The organism is Burkholderia sp. F1 (genome assembly GCF_050813845.1).
GTDB classification, from domain to species: domain Bacteria; phylum Pseudomonadota; class Gammaproteobacteria; order Burkholderiales; family Burkholderiaceae; genus Burkholderia; species Burkholderia ubonensis.
In genome coordinates, this window is the sequence record NZ_CP172421.1 from 2908256 (window position 1) to 2927940 (window position 19685).

Genomic DNA, 19685 nt, shown 5'->3' on the forward strand with positions numbered 1-19685 from the left:
CTCCTCGCATGCGGGCCGCCTGTCGCCAGCGTGCGGCCGGATGCGCTTGTGCGTGATTACTCGACCACCAGCCCGTCGATATGAAGCGAATCGATCAGCACGCTGACACGGTCGCCGCGCTTGATCGGCTCGCCCTTGTTGGAAAACACCATCCAGTACTCCTGGCCGGCTTCCAGCCGGCCCGTCTGCCGCAATGCGCCGATCTGGTCCATCACCGGGATCACGAGCAGCGCATGGCTCGCCTCCCCGTACAAATAGGCGGTGGCCTTCGTGTCGGCGAGCGGCCGCGCCTTCTGCGGATCGGTGACCCGATAGCTGAAGCGGATCAGGTTGCCCGACGCGGTGCTGCGCACGTGCAGGTCGTCGATGCCTTTCGCCAGCTGGTAATAGGCCTTCGCCTGTCGCGGCAGGCTCACGGGCTGGTACGGCGAGCGAGCGCGTACGGCGGGCGCGCCCTGCCCGGCCGCGGCCGGCTCAGGCCGGACCGCGACGAGGCAGGCGCCGAGCGCGAGCAGCAGCGCCGCCGCCGTGCGGAAGGTCGAGCGTTTCATGGCCGCGTTCCCGTGACCGATTTGAGCATCGTCGTCGCCGGCGCGAGGACCTGCTGGACGAGGCCCGCCAGACCGAGCCCCGAGCCGGTCGGCTGGCTTCCCAGCGCGAGCGGGTCGATCTGGCTGCTGCCTAACAAGCCGCCCAAGCCGGGTTGCACGTACTCGACCGCGCCGATGTCGTACCTGCCGAGCTGCGGCCTCGGCGTGCCGAAGATGTCATGATTCGGCGAACCCGCTCCCGTGGCAGCGCCGATCGCCGGCGACGTGCTCTTGATCGAGTAGTTGCCCATCATCACGTTGTAGCCCGTCTGGCCCGGCAACAGCGCCTCGTTGAACAGCGACAGCGGCCCGTACGACATGTTGATCCACTGGTTGCCTTCATCGGGCGTCGCCGTCGGCATCAGGCCGAACAGCGGGTTCGGCAACACCGCGTCCGCAATCCCGGGCGGCACGGCAAAGCCGTTTCCGCCGGCTTCCGGCGGCACGCGCGAGCCGTTGCAGTATTGGCCGATCGTCTGCGGGCTTTGCGCGCGGTTGCTCGCGGCGTAACCCGTCGTGCTGGTCAGGATCGAATACTGCGGGTTCATCGTCAATCCCGATTGATGGTTGGCTGGCCCGGTGTCGCCGTACGCACCGATGTCCCAATAGACCGGCGGAGTCGTGCCACCCGTCACGCAGTAGCCTGTCGAGGTCCCCTTCTGGTTCAGGGTCGGGTTCAACGTCACGGCGTTCTGCACGCCGGGAATGTTCGGGTTCGGTTGCGCGCTCACCGAGATGTAGAACGAGCGGTTTTGCCAGAACAGGTCGTTGGTCAGCACCGGGTTCGAGAACTTCGTGCAGTTCGGCTCGTTCGCAGGACACGTGATCTTCCCCGTGAAGTTCGCGGGCGGGGTGAACGCCGTCAGCAGGTTCTGCGTGTGGTTCGCCGTCTCCAGTCCGGCCGGCTGCGGCGTCGACGTCTCGATGTAGCTCGTGCACGTCGTTTCCGCGCTGCCCGGATTGGTCGTGCATCCGGGCGGCAGCACGTTCGATTGCGACGCTGCCGGCGTATTGAAGAGCACGCCCGCCGACGCCGTCGCATCGTTCGCGATCACCGTGTTGTTGATGAAGTTCACGCGGACCGCATCCTGCAGCGACACGCCGCCTCCCGACCAGCCTGCCACGTTGTCCGCGATGATGTTGTTGATCACGCTGACCTGATACCAGTTGTTCGGGTTCGCGAGGCTGCGCTGCACGTCGGTGCCGTTGATGTTCTGCAGCCGCAGGCCGCCGCCCTTGCCGCTTTCGGCGGTGTTGCCCATGATCAGGTTGCCGTCGATCACGAGGCCCGGGCCGACGCCGTCGGACAGCTCCGGCGCGCAATCGACGTCGACGGTCGAGTTCTCGCAGAACGTGCCGTCCGGGGGCACGCCCTGCGCAATGATGCCGCCGCCGTACGTCGGGAGCGTCGGGTTGTTGCTCTGGTTGAACAACACCACGTTGTGCGACAGGTCGCCGTTGTAGCTGAACCCGAAGTGCGCGACGCCGCCGCCGTCACCGCTGCTGATGTTCCCGCATACCCAGTTGTAGTTGAAGTGGTAGTAGTCGGAACCCGAGCAGAAGGTCACGCCCCCCGCCGCCGATGGCGTGGTCGAGTTGATTTCGTCGCCGTACGCGGCGTTCGACGTGACCGCGTTGTGATGCAAGTTGACATGCGTGTTGTACATGTATGCCAGCTGCGTCACGCCGTCCGACGCGATCGTCCCGTCCGGCACCTCGACCTGGCCGACCGTGATGCCGCCCGTGAGCGTGCCCGCGTTGCTCGTCACCCGGTTGTTCGACACCTCCGTGTAGTGGTTCCAGCCGTGCAGGAAGATCCCGCCGCCGCCTTGCGAGCTGTTGGTGAACGTGATCCCGTCGACGCGCGACGGATTGCACAGGAAGTTGCTGTAGTTCGGGTTGTTCGGGTCCGTCGTGCAGTCCTTCGTCGTGAGCGGCGTGCAGATGCCGTTCGCGGTGCAGTTCGTGCTCGGCTGCACGCCCTTGGCCAGCACCGTGATGCCCGCGCCCTCATACGCGCCCATCAGCGACGGTTCCATCAGCAATTCGCCCAGGTTGCCGTTGAGGTTGGCGTCCCAGCCGACGGTCGGCTCGAACGGTATCGCGTCCGCATGGCCCTGCATCTGCGTCGAGCACTGATAGGTGCCGGACGGGTCGTACGGGTTGTTGGTCGTCGAGACCGGCTTCGTCGGGTCGTAGGCCGTGATCGGCCCGCCGTCCAGCGACACGCCGAACAGGCAGTCGACCAGCCGGCGCCACGGATCCAGCTTGCCCGACGGATGCGTGTTCGCATTGACCATCACCGACGGCGCGCCGACGCCTTGCAGCCGGACCGGCTTCCACATCACCAGCATCTCGTTGTACGTGCCCGGACCGACGACGATCAGGTCGCCCGCGCTCGCGTTGTTGATCGCGGTCTGGATCGCGTTGTTCGCACCGTTCTCGCCGTTGACGAAGGTCGGCGGCTTGCCGCCGATCGTCACGGTCACCGTGTCGATCGACCGCTTGCCGTTGCCGGCCGTGATCACGAGCTCGCCGCACTGGGTCGCGGGCGCGCCCATCTGCTGGATCGTGCAGGTCGACGCCGGCGTCAGCAGCGGCGGGATCGCGAGGCTCAGGTCAGGCACGTTGACGACGATCTGCTTGTCGCTCCACGACACGACAGGCGCAATGACGCCCGCGATCGTGACCGATCCCGTTCCCTTCGTACCGCCAAAGCCGTAGTGGCGCGTAACGAACTTCTGGTTGAACGGCGCCGTGGACTGGCTCGGTCCCGTGTACGCGTTGTTCGGCACTTGCTGATCACCGAGCGCGTTGATCGTCAGGCGATGACCGGGCGCACCGACCCACGGGCCCGCGCCGCCGTTGCTCGCATCGCCGGTCACGCTCGAGATCGCGGGCGTGGCATCCGGATATGCGCAGTCGGGCTGGTCGTACCCGTCGGCGAATGCCTGCACCGGCACCACCGGCGTATCCATGTACTGGGTCTGTCCTGGCATGAACGGAATCTCGTAGCAGAACTGGCTGTAAGCCGGGTTGTACAGCGGATCGGTCATCGTCTTGCCGGGGTTGTTCGGGTCGGGAATCGGGCCCGGGTCGTTCATGCACGCGACCATCATCGTCGGCGCATAACCGGTCGGGTTCGGAGGATTCACTTCCCAGGTCGAGAACGTCAGCCCGTTGTAGATGCCCCACTGATCGGAATACGTGCGCGAGATTTCGTTGCCGGTGAAATCCTTGAACGAAACCGGCACGTTCGGCACCGCGAACTTCTCGCCGAACTGCGGCGAATACGGATCGAACTCCGACGAGAAATCGTCGAGCATGAAGCCCGTGTAGTGCGCGCTGACATGCGTCGAGCTGAAGACCCAGAACTTCGCGAGCACCGACTCCTCGTCCGTGAGCACCACTTCCTTGCGGTCGCACAGATGCCGCGACGCACCCGCGAACGGCGCCACCTCCTTCGATCCGGGGAAGATGCTCATGTAGTCCGGCACGATGCGCAACTCGCCGACGCACGGCCAGAACCGCTCGACGCTGCCGGTGTCGCCTTCGGCATGCGGCGTCGAACCGAGGTTCGTGGTCATGTTCTGCGCGTTGTTCGGGTTGTAGCTCGAGTTCACCGCGGCCTGGTCGGGGAGGATGTAGATGTTGCCGATCCCGCCGAACTGCTGCGTCACCGGCGCGATGTAGTTGTCGCCGATCAGGATGTTCTTGTCCTCCTCCTTCACCAGTTCGTAGCCCGGCGGCACGATGATCTCGACCACGTACTTGCCGGCAGGCAGCATCGGCGTGCCGTCGACGGGATTCTTCCCGACGCAGATCGTGCAGTTCGACGCGACCGGCTTGCCGTTCGAATCCGTCGCCGTCACGCTCGGGAACTTGTACATCCCGTCATACGGCGCCGGCTGGATCTGGTTGAACACGTGCATGCCGTCGTAGCACTTGAACTGCGCGCCCGCGGGCAGCTGGCGATGCAACGGATCGAGCCAGTTGGTGGTGTTCTGCAGCGTGAAGAAGTACGGGTCGGTCGTATTCTGTCCCGGGCAGTTCATGTTCGGCGTCTTGCCGTCGGCGCGGAAGCCCTGCGCCCAGTCGTCCCAGCTCGCCGTTTTGGTCGTGTCCACGAGCGTCAGGTTCGTCGTGCCGTCCGGGGCCGTGCCCTCCTGGTACAGGTTCACCGTGACGTTCGGCACGTTGGGCGTCCACTTCGTGTGGATGAGCAGCGTCGGATCATCGAACGGCCGCGTCGACGCATAGATGACCTCGCCGCGAATCCCGCCGTTCTCGCCCTTCGCAAACGGCGTCTTGCCGTACTCGATGAACGAGTTCTGGCCCGAGAAGCCCTGCCATGCCTCCGACGTCACCCACGGCGGATCGACCCGGCCGGTCGAGCCAGTGCCGGCCGACGCGCAGTCGGCGTCCGCGCAGTACTTGGCGCCCGGCACCTGCAGATTCGACGGCAGGGGCGTGGTCTCGACCGTGTTCGCGAAGTTCTTGGCAATCGTCGAGTTCCCGCTGCCCGGCACGCCGGTGCCGTCGACCGGGCCGCCCGCGTCATACACCACGTGCGTGCCGGTCGGCTTGAAGCGCGTCATGTCGTCGTCGACCACATACCAGTTGAACAGCGGAAACACTTCGTTGAACGGCGCATAGCCATTCCCGTCGGTGGCGTTGAAGTTCGAGTAGCTGCCGTCGCGGAACCGCATGTTGACCGACGCCAGCGCGATGCCGGGGTCGTCCGGGTGCGAAATGCCGTCACCGTGCAGGTCGATGAAGGTCCGCGTATAGAGGTTCGTCTGCCACTGCAGCACCGAAATGTCGCCGACGTCGACCGTGGTGGCGCCGGTGGGGCTCGGAAGCTGGACCGCCTTTGCGAGCCCGTCGACGATCTGGTCGTTCCATTGGTCGAAGATCGTGATGCGCGTCGTGCCGCTGGGCAGGCCGCTGATCGTGAACTTGCCCTGGCTGTCGCACTTCGTGAAGCCGTAATCCTCGCCGTCGGGATCGCCGACGCTCACGTAGCACTGCGTGAAGGCCAGCGAATCGTGCGATCCGCTGCTGTACAGGTTTTCGTTCGGCGGACGGCTGTAATGCAGGTTCGAGACATGACCCGTGATGGTGTTCGGGCACGCGCCGGTGTCGCAAATCCCTGTCTTCGACGCATTGGTCCGCCGCGCGTTGATGATGTTCGGATTCGCGAAGCCGATCGACACGTGATAGCCCGCCGGACCGAACTCCTGGAAGTATGCGGGCCCGCCGACCTTGATGAACGCGTCGTGCGCCTTCTGTCCGTCGAGCGTGTTGGTCTGCAGCCATTCCTCCCCGCGCCCGATCCGGTCGGCCGCCGGCGTCGCGACCACGCCGTACCGGCCCGGCATCAGGTTCGCGATGACGGCCTGGCCGACGAGCGGCGACAGCGTCTTGCCGTCCGACTCGTATTTCGGGCAAGTTGGAATCATGCCGACCAGCCCGTCGGTCGCCGTCGTGATCGGGCATGCATTGAGCCCGGTGAGCGGATCGATGGTACCCTGCAGCGAATTCGACAGCGGCATGTTGAACATGTCGTAGGTCATCTGCCCGGTCGGGTCGCCCGTGCCGCCCGCATCGTCCCAGAGCTTGATCTCGAACCCGCCGAGACCCGGCTCGCGCGCCGTGCCGAAGCCGTCTGACCCGCCGCTGACGTCCACTTCGCCGTTCAGCGGCGCGTCGTCCTCGAACACGAACACCGAGAGCTTCGCGGTCTGATAAGGCGTTTGCGTCAGCAGCACGTTGAGCTGCCCCGCTTGTCCGGCCGCGGTCTGTCCTGCCTGCGCGGCCGCGATCTGCGCGGGCGAGATCGGCGCGCCGCCCATGCTGTGCCCGCACTTGCCGGTGCCCGGCGCGAAGTCCGCGCCGCTCGGGCCCGACGGGCAGTCGAGCGCGATGCTGAACTGCCGGTTCAGGCCGGCGGGCGGCACGCCGCCGCCGTTCGAGAACGTGTTGCCCGCATCGCCGGGCAGGATCGAGATGTAGTAGTGCTTGGTCGGATCGAGCGCGACGTACTTCGGATCGACCGCCATCTGTTGCGACACGTTCGTGCCCGTGCGGCACACGCCGTTGCCGACGTCGCACACGGTCGGCAGGTGCGTGTTGGACACCGGGTCGTACACGGTCTGCCCGGATTCGCACGCCACCAAGCCGACGCAGCCCGCGGCCACCACCGGCATGTAGCTCGTATGGAAGTTCGTGCCGAGCGTCGGGACCGGCAGCGGCGGGCAGTTCGCCGGCCGCGACGTCGCCGAGTTCACCTGGCACGCCGGATCGATCTGCATCGTGCGGTCTTCCTCGATGATCCAGCGATAGTCGGTGAGCTTGACCATCTTGTTGGGCGCGGTGGCGTCCGGCGCCATGCTCGGCCCGTCCATCACGTTGACGACGAGCCCGCTGCCCGGGTTGAAGGTCACGGTCACGGTGCCCGCGTTCGCGCTCGTCTGGTTTTGCGTGTTGGTGACCTTGTACTGGAACGTCACCGTCTGCGCAGACGGGTTGCTGCCGGCCAGCGGCGGATTCGCCGGCGCCGCGGTGAACGATCCGTCCGGATTCAGCGTCACGGTGCCGTTCTGCGCGGCCCCCACGATCTGCGCGGTGAGCGGCAGGCCGGCGGGATCGCTGGCGCTGGCGATGACGCCGGGCGCGCCGATCTGCACGCGCGACGCAATGTTGCTCGTGAAGCTGGCGTTACCCGCCGTCGGCGTCGACAGGCACTTGTTGCTCGTCGTGCACGGGGTCAGCGTCACCGTCGCGGTCACCGGGGGCGTGCCGTTCGTCGACTGATAGACGAAGCTATCGTTGGTCGCGCTGCTCGACAGATAGGTGAACGTGCCATCCGTGTTCAGCGTCAACGTGCCGTTGGCAGGCGCCGTCTGGACCTTCACGCCGTATACGCCCGAGTCGGCCGCGATCACGCCCTTGGCCGGATCCGACACGGTCAGCGTCGTGCCGGGCACGAAGTAGTAGTTCGCGCCCGCGGCGGTCGGCGTCTCGCCGATGCCCGCGGTCGCCGACGGCAGCGCGTTGTTGACCGCGATGTAGCCCTGCATCCCGCCGTCGCGCATGTTGTTGGTCGACAGGCTCAGCTGCCGGTCGTACACGGGCAAGGCCCCCGCGGCCGGCGCGTTCACCATCACGTCGTACGTCTTGCCGGCGGCCATGAACACGGAGTTCTGGATGTGCGGGTTGCCGGGCAGCACGTTGCCGTCCTCGGCGACGAGCGAGAACCCGGGCACGGCCGGATTGCCCGTTTGCGCGCCGACCACGGCCGGAATGTGCATGCGCAGGCCGGCGTTCACGAGGCGCACGAGGACCTGTCCGGTCGAGGCCGGCACGGTCGCGCCCGGTGCAAATGCCGACGCGTTCGGGTTCGTGCGATCGAACCCGACGCCGTTGATCAGGTAATAGCGCGGATCGTAGTTCACCACCGGCGGATAGCAGGTGCCGAACGATACGGACTTCGAATCACCGCATCCGCCGGGCTGCCCCGACCACGCCGCGGTTTCGCTGAAGCCCTTGGTCGCGACCGCCGCGGCGACCGCCGCGTTCTGCACGGGATCGATCTCGCTCATCAGGAGCGGCACGTCGGCGTCATAGCAGGTCGCCGTGTTCGGATAGGCCTGGTTCGTCGACGCGCAGGTCGAGCTGGGCACGCTCGGGCTCTTCACGACCAGCACGCCGTAGAGGCCCATTGGCCCCTGGATCGACGGGTGCGTGCCTGATTCGAGCAGATAGGTGCCGGGCTTGAGGTTCGCCCAGGTGAGCGTCGTATACGACTTCGGATCGGTCGACGGCGCCACCTCGGTCCCGAACGACTGGATGCGAGGCCCTTGCGCGGGCGGCGTGAATGCGGCGGGCGGCGACGTGTACGGCGTCGCGGGCGCCGTGGAAGACGAGACGATCGGCCAGGTGGTCGCGGTTTGCGTCGGATGCGACGGACTCGGCATGGTCGTCGGCGCGTTGCCCAGCCCGCCTCCCATTTGCCCGACGATGACGAGCGAGGTCGGCACGGGAGCCGGCAAATTGTTCGTCAGGTTGATCTGCAGCTGCCCGGCCGGCACGGTGATCACCACCGGCGACCAGTTCGCGCCGGCGGCCGTGTTCGTGGCCGCGCAGGTGGCATTCGCGGCCGGCACCGTCGCGACGGCCGCCGGCGTGCAGGTGTAGCCCCACATCGGCACGGACTGTCCGTCCGGCAACAGCGCCGTGGAGGCCTTCGCCGTCAGATTGACGACCGACTGGGCGAAGCATGCTTCGCCTGACGCCAGCAACATGGATGCCGCGACCCCTGCCTTGAACAGGCCGAAGAGCGTCGCTGTGAGCTTGGTGGATCTCATCGCCTTTCTCCCCACCCCTAATTGGATTCGTCGATCGGAAATACCGGGGGATCGACGAGCATCATCATCATCATTCCGCCCGGGAAGATGTTGTTCGTCGTGATCTCGCGCTCGTTATGCGAGTGCCACATGAATGCGAAGCCCGCTTCCGTCGCGGCCGGGTTCAGTTGTACGCCGCTCGGCGGCGTCGTTCCCGTCGGGGACGTTGCGCGCGTGGTCGCGTCCGGTCCGAGATAAGGGCTGCCGCCATACCAGGCGCCGTTCGTCAGGATGTTCGAATCCGGCAGCGTGACCGGCCCGCCGCTGGCGACCTTGCCGAACGGCGCCTTCTCGAGGGCCTTGCCGTGGTCCTGGCACCACTCGTAGTAATTCGGCGCGTTGCGCGGGGCCGGCGGATTCGACGCCGTCGTGTAATAACCGTTCGCGTCCGGGATGCAGACGCTGCCGTCGCCCGCGTAATGCGCGTAGACGTCCCAGTTCAGGCCCTTGCCGGTCCAGTAGAAGATCCCGTCCATCGTGAGGCCCGGCGTCGTGGTCGTCGTGAACAGCAGCGGGCCGGCCGGCTGCTGAGGCTTCGCCGGGTTGTTCGGGTCGACCTGGCTCAGCAGCAGGTTGCCGTCGCGCGCGAGCACGCGCACGTGATTGCCGTGCTCGTGGAACGGATGCTGCCAGCGGCCCGTGCCGATGATCCGCAGCAGCACCAGCTCGCCCGGATGCATGTGCGGGTTGCCGTTGTAGGGCTGGTGCGGATACTGCGGCGCGTAGTTCGGGTCCATGTCGTCCGGCATCGAGCGGCCGTTGACCATGAAATACGCCGGGTGATACGGCTCGGTCTCGACGGTCATGCAGCCGCCCGGCTTCGTGCAGGTCGTGTTCGCCCCGACCTGCTGCTCCGCCTGCTGATGGATCTTCGGATCCATTTCGGAGAACTGAAACAGATACTCGCGGTCGTAGCAGGCCGCGCTGTTGTCGAAGGCCGCCGGCGCGTTGCGGAAATCATGCTGGCCGAACGGCCTGCCCGTATCCGGGAACGCCATGCAGCCCGCCGTGTTGGCCGACGTGTTCGGCAGCACGATGATCGCGCCGTAGAGCCCCATCTCGACCTGCAGGTCGCCCTGCGTGCCGCTGTAGTACGTGTGCGTGCCCGGCGTCGCGGCGACGAACGTGTACGTGACCGTCCCGCCGTGCGGCGCCTCCTGCGTCAGCATCCCGGGCGTGCCGTTGCCCGCCGGCGTGGCGCTGCAGGTCTTGCCGTCCGGGCTCAACGTTCCCGTGCACACGACGAACCCGGGAAACAGGATCGACGTGTTGCCGGCCGCCGCGGGCAGGTTGTTGGTGAGCGTCACGGTGATGATGTCACCCTGCCTGACGATCAGCGTCGGCCCGGGGATCTGCATCGTCGGACAGGTCGCGCCCGGGATCGTCGATGGCGAGAAGACAAGCGGCGTCGCGTTGTTCGCCGCGCAGCCGTAGCCCCACGAATAGACGCTCGAGCCGTCGGGCTGCGTGATGCGGGCTTCCTCGGCGGTGAGGTTGAAGACCTTGCCGGTGATGCCCGGCGCGGCGGCCTGCGCGTGCATCGACAGCAGCGCGACGAGCGCCGCGACGACGACGCGCGCGAGCCGTCCAAGGTGCGCGAGCGTCTCGGTCCACGCGCGGTGAGTGATGTGTCCCACGGTCGTTCTCCTCAGTGCAGGAGTTCCCGGTCGGGCCCGCCCGATGCGGCAGGCGGGCCTTGGCCCTCAAAGAGTGCAATGCTTCGTGACTGGATCCACCGCGCTGCAGATGTGAACCTCGGTCATCAGGCCGCCGAAGTTTTCCTGATCGTTCGACAGGTGATCGAGGTTCGGCGTGTACAGGTAGAAAATCTGGCCCGAGTGGTATTTCGTCTTGTCGCTGGCGTCGAGGATCAGGTCGAGCGACTCCCCGCCCGCGAGCGTGATCGAGTTCGTGTCGTAGGCCAGGTTGTTGCCGGCCAGGTCGCGCAGCATGCGGGCGTTGATCGCGATCACGTGCATCGGGATGCCGAGCGACGCGAGCGTCTGGTATTCGGTGACGTCGAGATCCGAGATCCGCAACAGCGCCCTGCCGCCGGCCGGGATGTTGATCAGCGTCGGCAGCGGTTGCGACGGATGCATCGCGGCATCCGACGAAGGCGTCGACATCGCCCCCTCGGTCACCGTGTCCGGATAGCTGCGGCCGTTCAACAGGAAGAACTTGTCCTTCATGTCGGTGAACGGCTCCGGATTGAACGTCATGCCGACGAAGTGGAAGTTCGGATCGAAACCGTGAATCTGGACCGGATACTCGACGTCGTACGCGGTCGAGCCGTCGCCGTCGTTGTACGCGTACAGCGACAGCGTCGCCGGCGTGGTCTGCGGAATGTTGGGGTTGGCCGCGCGCACGAGCCCGGTGTTCTGCTTAGGCAGCGGCGTCGAGCACAGAATGTCGTTTCCGCAGCGCGTGCGCAGGTCGGACTGCTGGGTGACCAGCGATTCGTACAGCGACACGCCCGCGGGCACCCGGTCCTGGCGCGGCCGCACGTAGATCTGGCCGACCATGCCCATCTGCAGGTGCTCCGGCGGCGTGATGTGGCAGTGCCAGAAATAGGTGCCCGCATCCGGCGCGAGGTAGTAGTACGTGAAGCTCGCGCCGATGTTGATCGCGACCGACGCATCCGGCACGCCGTCGTAGAAAGACGACGCGTTCGGGTAGCCGTGGAAGTGCACCGTGTGCTTCTCGAACAGGTCGGGACGCATGATCATCCCGACGTTCGTGAGCGTGAGGAAGAACTCGTCGTCTTCGTCGATCGCCATCATTGGCGCCGGCTCGTTGCCGTTCATCACGCCGATATCCATGATCGGGCGCGGATCGACGTGACCGTCCAGCGCACCGCCGGCATCCGGATCGGGGGCGAGCCCCACCGCGCCGTTGTAGGTCGGGTCCGTCCGGGGATCGCCGACGGTATTGAACACCGACGCGAGCTCCGTGCCGGGCAGGCCGGACTTGATGTCAGCGAGCCCCGACAGCGGACCGAAGGCGAACAGGTAGGTCTGCACGCCGTTGGCCATCGTCGCGTAACCGTCGCCGCCCGAGATCTGCTGGCACTTGATCGCGCCGTTCACGGTGCCGGTCGCCGTGGAGGTCTGTCCCGTATAGGTCGGCTTGGTGTACGCAGGCTCGCCAGCGCCGAGCGGCAGCGCGGTCGGATGCGACGGCGTGGTGAACGGGCATTGGACACGAAACGATTGCGCGAACGACGGAACGGCGAACAGCAGGAGCAACAGTGCCGCCACACTGCTGCAGTACGTGCGGGTGCTGAACATATGACCTCCATCCTTGGGGTCAACCAGCGATACGCGCTGGACGTCATGCTCGGTTGCGAACGCGGGTCGGCGACGTCATCGCAATAACCCGTAGCTGGATTGTGCAGAGGCGCGCGAAAGCCCGGGATGGGGCACCCACCTACTTTTCGGGTAGGGGGGATCCAGCGCGTCTGATGGGTTGTGTTGTCAGGAACGAAGGCCGGCGCGCGTTCCGATGGTCGCCCGCGGTCAGTTGCGCGCGACGGGTGCGTCGACGGGATACCGGCGCGGCACGGCTGCTTTCATTTTTATTTCAGGGAAATGGGCGTCGCGCCGGCGTGCGGGGATGCGGTTGGCGCCCGAGCGGCGCCCCCTCGCCTGCTCAGCCTCGCGGCCGCGCCGCGGCCGCCGCCGGCAACACCACGTTCATCAGGTGATCGGCGCGCGACAGCAGGTCGGTCACGCGTTCGTCGAGCCCGCGCAGCAGCGCCGGCTGCATGCGGATCTGCTGGAGCGCCTGCCCGACGATGTTGCGGCGGTCGAACAGCGTGCGTTCGAGCCCGGGGTCGTCGGGCGCGCGCACGACGTCCGCGACCGCGCTCAGCGCCGCGAGCACGACGACGAGGCTTTCGTCGGCGTGCCGGACCTTCGCGGCCAGCGCCTCGGTCCGGCGCGGGAAGAAGCCGAGCGACTGCTTGAGCGCGCCGAGCGCCGCGCGGTAATCGACGTGGCCGGATGACGGACGGAACCAGCGGTCGAGCATGCCGGCCTTGCGCGTCGCCTGCGCGAGCAGGTCCGCCATCAGGTCGGCCGCGCCGAGTTCGTTGAATTCGCGCGTCGTCGCCGCGACGGCCTCGACGAGATTGCCGGCGCTTTCGAGCGCGCCGTCGCCGATCGTCGCCACGCTCGCGAGCTTGAGCGGCACCAGTTGCCGGATGTGCCGCTCGATGCGCGGCGCGCAGTCCGGATAGAGGTTCGGGAAACGCGCCTGCGCGGCGCGGAAGCACTGCTCGAGCAGCGGATGATTCGCTTCGCCGAACAGCGCGCGGCCGACCGCGTCGGCCGGCGCCGCGCGCGCATGCCGCTCGGGCGCCGGCCCCAGGTCGAGCGCCTTCGGCGCGGGCCGGTCGGCCGGCCGCGGCGCATCGGCCGGCGGCGCGTCGAACGCGAGCCGGCCCGGCGTGCGCGCGGGCGCGCCGTCGAAATCGAGCGGCTTCGGCTCGTCAGGCTGGCGGGTCATCGGTGCATCCCGCCCGGCGCGCCGGTGGTCCGTGCGCCGGGCTGCCGCCTGTCAGACCACGCCGCCGTAGGCCCGGACGAAATCGCCGAGGCCGCGGTTGTAGCCCGCGCCGACCGCCTTGAACATGAAATGGCCGTCGCGCCGGTAGAAGCTGCCGACCTGCACCGACGTCTCCATCGAGAAGTCCTCTTCGAGCGCATACTTCGCGATCACGGCGCCCGTCACCTCGTCGGCGATCTGGATGTAGCTGTTGCGCACCTGCCCGAAGTTCTGGCGGCGCGCTTCGGCCTGGTCGATCGTGACGACCACCGAGATTTCCTCGACGTCCGCCGCGAGCTTCGTCACGTCGATGAAGATCACCTCGTCGTCCCCGTCGCCGCTGCCGGTGCGGTTGTCGCCGCTATGGACGACGCCGAGGCACTTCGACGCCGGCATCCCGCGCTTCGGGAAATCGTCGCCCGGCTGGATGAAGGTGTCCGTGCGCTCCATCGTGCGCACTTCGCTGTTGTAGAACACGAAGTGCTGGTCGGAGATCAGCTTCGGATTGTTCTGCGCGTCGTACTTGCACAGGAACACCGACACGTCGAGATCGAAATCCGCACCCGTGTCCGTCGCGTTCGCATCCCAACCGAGGCCGATGCGGAATTTCTGCGTGCCGGGCGCCTCTTTCGACAGGTTGAGGCGACCGCCCTTCGACAAATTGATCATCTGAACATCTCCTGCTGGAAGCCGCCGAAGCGCCGGCGGCAAATCCGGGCTGCCCGCGGCAGCCCCTCGTCAATAGGTGCCGCGCACCGTCACTTGCCGCCCGCCGCGGCGCGCGCTTCCTTGCGTTGCGCAATGATCGACGACCACACCGCCGCGCCGATCGTCGCCGCGCCGATCAGGCCCGTCACGACCTCGGGAATCTCCAGCTTCACGCCGAGGAACATGATCGCCGCGAGCGCGCCGATCGCCCAGAACGCGCCGTGCTCGAGATAGCGGTACTGCGCGAGCGTGCCCTTCTTCAGCAGCACGAGCGTCATTTCCCGGATGTAGGCCGCGCCCACGCCGAGGCCGAGCGCGATCAGGAAAATGTTGTTCGACAGTGCGAACGCGCCGATCACGCCGTCGAAGCTGAACGACGAATCGAGCACTTCGAGATACATGAAGCCCGCGACGCCTTCGCGCACCACGCGCGAGCCGGTGTCCTCGCCGCCGATCAGGTCGCCGATGCCGTGCGCGATCACGAAGCTGATCACGCCGAACCCGCCCGCGAGCAGGAAGCCCACCTGCTCGGCCGACGGCACGTACAGCGACGCGATGATCACGATCGCGAGCGTCAGCGCGACCTCGAGCGCGGTGATCCGGCCGAGATGCCGCATCGGGCCTTCGAAGATGCCGATCCAGTGCTCGTCCTTCTCGGTGTCGAGCATGAACTTGAAGAACACCATCAGCAGGAACGCGCCGCCGAACGCCGACACCTGGTGATGCGCGGACGTCAGGATCGCCGCGTACTTGTCCGGCGCGTCGATCGCGAGCGTCAGCGCCTCCCACATGCCGATGTGGCCGATCACCGCGACGATCAGGAGCGGGAACACGAGCCGCATGCCGAACACGGCCACCGGCAGGCCGAACACCATGAAGCGGTTGCGCCACTTCTCCGACCAGTTCTTGAGCACGGACGCATTGACGACCGCGTTGTCGAGCGACAGCGAAATCTCGAGTACGCACAGGACGGCGACAATCAGCATGTCCTTGACGCCGCCGAGCCAGTACGCGACGACGAGCGCCAGCACCGTGAGCGACAGCGGGATCTTGAAATCTTTCAGCATGATGGGAGTGTGACTCTGTTCGAAAAAAGGGATGCCGTGCGGGCCCGCGCTTACTTCGCGCGCACCCAGTCGCAGAATTCCTGCGTGATCAGTTGTTCGTAGATCTGCTCGTCGGAGACGTCGAGCGACTCGAGATGCAGGAAGCCTACGTTCGGCATTTCGTCGGCGACTTCCATCAGGAAGTCGAATTCGGTCGGGTCGCCGACGCCGACGAGCGACCAGTACAGCGGGTAATGCCGCGACTCGGCCAGCAGCTGGCGCACGCGCTTGCGATCGTTCTTCGGGTTCTGGCCGTCGGTGACGAACAGCACCCAGGCCGGCAGGTGGCCGTTCGCCGAGACGGGCGCGCGCGCCGGCGCGGGCGTGTCGTCCGCGCCGCCGAACAGCCGGCTCAGGAAGCCGCGCTTGGCTTCGCGCCTGGGCTCCGGCTCCGGCGCGCGGAAGAAGAAGTCGACGATGTCGTTCATCACCGGCGCGTACTGCGTGCCGCCCCACTTGTCGATGTCGCCGTTCAGCACGTAGTCGGTGATGTACGCGCCGTAGTTGTCCGGCGTCGCGGTCGGCAGGCGGTCGAATCCTTCGGTGAAGGTCCACGTGTCGACTTCGCCGTTGTCGTCGAACTTCAGCGCGATGCCGAGGATCCGGTCGTGCGTCTCCTGGATCACGCCCGACTTGTAGAGCGTCTTCGCGGAGCCGGAGATGTCGAGCGCCGCGCCGACGCGCACCACGGGCGGCTTCAGGATCTGGCGTTTTTCGAGGACGATCGCGACCTTCGCCGCGCGTTTCTCAAGCGTAATCATGCGTGAACCTCAGTTGTGCTTCGGGGCGAATCGGGTGATCAGGTCCTGTTCGAGCTGGCGCAGCCGCGGCGCGTCCTGGTCGCGCTGCCGCTTGCCTTCGGCGATGACCTGCGTGACGTCGTCGAATGCGCCGAACAGCTGCTGCTGCGCGTATTCGAACGTGTCGGTCGAGATCACCGGGCGCTGTGCGAGCTTCGCGACCTCCTGCGCATTCGCGCGATTGAGGTCCGCCTGCGCGCGGATCGCCTCGTCGGCCGCGTCGTAGGTCGCGTTCGCGAGCGCCGCGGCGCGCTTCGTGCCGAGCTGTTCGAGGTAGAGCGCGAACGCATTGGTCCACGCGGGGATCAGCACGGTCTTGATCGTCATGAACTTCGACGTCAGCGTGCGCTTCTGGTCCTGCTCCATCCGGATCTGCGGCGCGAGCTGCTTCGACATCAGCATCGCGCGGTCGAGATCGTCGAGCTTGCTCTCGAGCGCGTCGGCCTTGCGCTTCACGTCGAGCAGCCGCTGCGCGCCGAACGCGTCGTCGGCCTGCTGGCCGGCCGCGAGATGCGCGCGCAGCGTCGCGAGCGCGGCTGCGCCGTGCGTCTTCGCCTGCGCGAGTTCCTGGTGCAGCGCGTAGTTGTCGTTGTACATCCGCTCGAGTTCGTCGATGCCGGCCTTCTGCCGCTGCGCATGGCTCTCGAGCTCGACGACGAGCGTGTCCATCCGCTTGCTGACCGACTCGTATTGCGACAGCAGCTTTTCCTTCGTCGAACGGAACAGCCGCGTGACCTGCGTGAGCAGCCCGCCCTTGTCGGCGCCGCGCGGGTCCAGCCCCTTCGCGGCTGCAATCAGTTCGTTGAGCTTGTCGCCGAACTGGTCGGCGTCCGATGCGCGGACGCTCGCGAGAATCTGCTGCGAGAAGGCGGCGATCCGGCCGCCCTGCGCCGCGCCGAGCTGGTCGATCTCGTCGACGGTGATCAGGCGCGCGGCATCGGTCGCCGGCGGCATGGCGACTGCGGGCGACGTGACGACGGGAGACGAAGACGAGGTGGAAGGACGATCGCTGACCGCGTCGGATTTCTTGTCATCGAACAGCGGCTTCATGTGGCTACCACGTTTCCTTTTCTGCTTCTGCTGCGGGTTGTCATGCCCCAATGACGGGCATCCGCGATTTCCGGCCATGCTCTCTCACGGCGGCGGCAGACGGACAATAAATGGGGTGAATGCCCTGCGTCAAGAGAATGCTTTCATTTTGCATTCATTGACGAAGTGGAACGTCGGGAATCGTGAAAGGAGCGGAAATCTCTTCCGGCGGGAAGCCAGCCTGGCGGGCTTGTGACAAGGGCGTGACGGCGTGCGGCGATTGGCGAAATTGAAAGCATGCTGAAAGATGATGAGCGATGCGCGTCGATCGGGCATTACGGATCGCTGACCGCGTGACGCGGGGTTGCGGGCGCCCGGGTGCGGCCAATACGTGCCGGCGATCTGCCGGCGCCTGTTCCGAGTCTTGGTTGCGCCGGCCCCTGCTTTAAGAATCCACTGTCTTTCGCCGCGGCAGTCGTTGCGCGACGGCAGGTTGATCAGCCCGCACACGATCGTCAGGTCCCGAACGGCCGTGGACGGGTTGACGCTCGAAGAAACGTGCGCGTCCGCCCGACGCTGATCGCCGCGCATTCCCAAACCCGTCGCGGGCCTTTATATTCTCGCGAATTCACGAATCGCGCGATTCGCGCATGCGCGAAAACCACTGGATTTGAACGGGACAAACATGAACGGTTGGGTTGTTGCGCTGGCCGGCGCCGTTATCCTCCTTGTGCTGCTGCGCATGCTCAGGCGGCCGCGGGCGCCGCGGGCGACCGGAGCGGCAGGATCCGCCGCGGACGATACCGCGCCGCCATCGTTGCCGGCCGAACCGAAGCGGACGCTGGCCGACCAGCCGGACGTCGCCTCGATCGATCGCGTCGTGGTCGACGCCACGGTCCATGTGGCGGCGCTTCGGCGCGACATGACTGCGCTGCTCGTCAAATGCGGCGCGCTCGACCCGCGCGTTCGCAACGAGAACGAGCGCCGCCTGCCCGAGTCGCCGGACCTGGTGATCAGCGTTCCGTTGCGCGCGATTCCGAGCGCCCTGATCACCCGGCTATGGGAAAACCCGGTCGACAGCCTGCAGTTCTCCGCACACGTGACCTGGCGCAATCGCGGATACATCCACGGTGCATATGGAAATATCGCCGATCTCGAGCAGGCGTTCGACGCATGGCTGGACGCGGCGCCGGGATGGCACGGCGTCGGCCAGGAACGGGGCAGCTATATCGCAGGCGCGTTCTTCACCGACGAGGTCGTGCTGCATTTGGCGCGCGGTTACCTCGACAGTTCCGTCACCATCGACGTCGTGTCGCGCGACGCATTGAGGCGGGAGGTCCGCAGGCAACTGGCAGAATTGCGTGCGCATCTGAGCCATCACCCCACGGTCGACGCGAACCGGCTCGACCCGTGACCGCGCTGCGCGCGTCACGCGCATGAAACGGCCATCCCCCAGCCTGTCCCGCGTCCACGGCAGCGGAATGACCCGGCAGGTTCCGACCGGCTCGCCCTGATCGGAATACGCGTGCTCGATCGTATGCCGGACGCCGTCGTTGTCGATGAACCACCCGATGCGTTTCGGATCGCGACAGGCAACCCCGTTCGCTCCGGAAACTGCCCGCCCGTTCGGAGACGCGATGCGACGGAACGGCGGGCAGGTTATCCGGCGGACGTGTTGGCGCGCGGCGTCAGGCGCGCATCCCGCGGTGCGTGCGCCAATGCGCCTCCGGCATCACCGAATCACGCGTCGTCTCGGCCAGCATCTGCGCCAGCATCGCGTTGTCGAGCGGCACGCAGTACACCGGGCGCCGCCGCTCGAAACGCCATCCTTCCGCCAGCGGCCCGGCATCGACCGCGTCGTAGCCGAGGCGATCCATCAGCGTGATCGTCGTGCTGCGCGCGTCGGCGTCGTCGCCGGCGATCGGCAGCGCACGGCGGTCCGGCGCGCCGGCGGGCCGCGCGTCCGGCACCACCTCCTCCGCCAGGATGGCATTGAACGCCTTGACGACGCGCGACTTCGGCAAATGATGCGCGAGCACGTCCGCCGTCGTCATCGCTCCGCTCTCGAGTTCGGGAAGGAGACCAAAATACGGGAAATAGTTCTGCGGGTTGAGCACGATCTTGCCCTCGAGCGGCTCCGCCGGCACCGCGCGACAGACCTGCAGCGGGAGCGCCGCGAACACGATGTCGCCGAATGCAGCGGCTTCGTCCACCCGTCCGACTTCGCAGCCGAGCGGCTTGCACAGCCCCTGGATGGTTTCCGGCCCGCGCGAATTGCTCAACATGACCTGATAGCCGGCGCGGGCGGCCAGCCATGCGACCGACTGCGCCATACGGCCGGCGCCAATGATTCCGATCTTCACGCTCTCTCCTTTTTTGAATATTCATCCGGCCGCGCTTCGGGGCCCTGCTGCGCCGCACGCATCCCATGCTCATCGTGCGGATGTTCTTTCTCGCCCATCTGCTTAGGACTGCATTATTGATGGAACACGATGCGCA

11 protein-coding genes are annotated in these 19685 nt (G+C 66.5%); 1 reads left to right on the forward strand and 10 read right to left on the reverse strand.

Annotated features, from left to right (window positions below; genetic code table 11):
* Positions 1-56: 56 nt before the first annotated feature.
* The 9 genes from ACFIMZ_RS13675 to ACFIMZ_RS13715 form a co-directional block, all read right to left on the reverse strand.
* Positions 57-551 (reverse strand): hypothetical protein, encoded by a 495-nt coding sequence (locus ACFIMZ_RS13675; protein ID WP_431819987.1) that lies wholly within the window; start codon positions 549-551, stop codon positions 57-59.
* Positions 548-8959, reverse strand: a complete 8412-nt coding sequence (locus tag ACFIMZ_RS13680) for a choice-of-anchor Q domain-containing protein (RefSeq protein ID WP_431819988.1) — start codon at positions 8957-8959, stop codon at positions 548-550. The genes ACFIMZ_RS13675 and ACFIMZ_RS13680 overlap by 4 nt, the downstream gene beginning before the upstream one ends.
* Positions 8960-8976: 17 nt before the next feature.
* Complete coding sequence (locus tag ACFIMZ_RS13685; protein WP_431819989.1) at positions 8977-10635, reverse strand: multicopper oxidase domain-containing protein; 1659 nt, start codon at positions 10633-10635, stop codon at positions 8977-8979.
* Positions 10636-10701: 66 nt separating this feature from the next.
* Positions 10702-12285, reverse strand: a complete 1584-nt coding sequence (locus tag ACFIMZ_RS13690; protein WP_431819990.1) for a multicopper oxidase domain-containing protein — start codon at positions 12283-12285, stop codon at positions 10702-10704.
* Between the two features lie 361 nt (positions 12286-12646).
* Positions 12647-13504, reverse strand: a complete 858-nt coding sequence (locus ACFIMZ_RS13695) for a hypothetical protein (protein ID WP_431819991.1) — start codon at positions 13502-13504, stop codon at positions 12647-12649.
* Between the two features lie 51 nt (positions 13505-13555).
* Positions 13556-14212, reverse strand: coding sequence for a TerD family protein (locus ACFIMZ_RS13700; protein WP_431819992.1), 657 nt, complete (start codon positions 14210-14212; stop codon positions 13556-13558).
* Positions 14213-14301: 89 nt separating this feature from the next.
* Positions 14302-15318, reverse strand: coding sequence for a DUF475 domain-containing protein (locus ACFIMZ_RS13705; protein WP_431819993.1), 1017 nt, complete (start codon positions 15316-15318; stop codon positions 14302-14304).
* Between the two features lie 50 nt (positions 15319-15368).
* Positions 15369-16118, reverse strand: a complete 750-nt coding sequence (locus tag ACFIMZ_RS13710; RefSeq protein WP_431819994.1) for a VWA domain-containing protein — start codon at positions 16116-16118, stop codon at positions 15369-15371.
* A gap of 9 nt (positions 16119-16127) precedes the next feature.
* Positions 16128-17207, reverse strand: coding sequence for a toxic anion resistance protein (locus tag ACFIMZ_RS13715; RefSeq protein ID WP_431819995.1), 1080 nt, complete (start codon positions 17205-17207; stop codon positions 16128-16130).
* 664 nt (positions 17208-17871) lie between these two features.
* Between ACFIMZ_RS13715 and ACFIMZ_RS13720 the strand changes: the two genes are divergently transcribed.
* Positions 17872-18600 carry a hypothetical protein gene (locus tag ACFIMZ_RS13720; RefSeq protein ID WP_431819996.1) on the forward strand — a complete coding sequence of 243 codons (729 nt, stop codon included), beginning with the start codon at positions 17872-17874 and terminating at the stop codon, positions 18598-18600.
* A gap of 274 nt (positions 18601-18874) precedes the next feature.
* On the opposite strand, the gene ACFIMZ_RS13725 is transcribed toward ACFIMZ_RS13720, so the two are convergent.
* Positions 18875-19549, reverse strand: coding sequence for an NADPH-dependent F420 reductase (locus ACFIMZ_RS13725; RefSeq protein WP_431819997.1), 675 nt, complete (start codon positions 19547-19549; stop codon positions 18875-18877).
* Positions 19550-19685 lie beyond the last annotated feature (136 nt).

Coding starts and splice junctions, on each gene's coding strand:
- ACFIMZ_RS13675 (WP_431819987.1), bottom strand. CDS start 551: ATGAAACGCTCGACCTTCCGCACGGCGGCGGCGCTGCTGCTCGCGCTC.
- ACFIMZ_RS13680 (WP_431819988.1), bottom strand. CDS start 8,959: ATGAGATCCACCAAGCTCACAGCGACGCTCTTCGGCCTGTTCAAGGCA.
- ACFIMZ_RS13690 (WP_431819990.1), bottom strand. CDS start 12,285: ATGTTCAGCACCCGCACGTACTGCAGCAGTGTGGCGGCACTGTTGCTC.
- ACFIMZ_RS13695 (WP_431819991.1), bottom strand. CDS start 13,504: ATGACCCGCCAGCCTGACGAGCCGAAGCCGCTCGATTTCGACGGCGCG.
- ACFIMZ_RS13700 (WP_431819992.1), bottom strand. CDS start 14,212: ATGATCAATTTGTCGAAGGGCGGTCGCCTCAACCTGTCGAAAGAGGCG.
- ACFIMZ_RS13705 (WP_431819993.1), bottom strand. CDS start 15,318: ATGCTGAAAGATTTCAAGATCCCGCTGTCGCTCACGGTGCTGGCGCTC.
- ACFIMZ_RS13710 (WP_431819994.1), bottom strand. CDS start 16,118: ATGATTACGCTTGAGAAACGCGCGGCGAAGGTCGCGATCGTCCTCGAA.
- ACFIMZ_RS13715 (WP_431819995.1), bottom strand. CDS start 17,207: ATGAAGCCGCTGTTCGATGACAAGAAATCCGACGCGGTCAGCGATCGT.
- ACFIMZ_RS13720 (WP_431819996.1), top strand. CDS start 17,872: ATGAACGGTTGGGTTGTTGCGCTGGCCGGCGCCGTTATCCTCCTTGTG.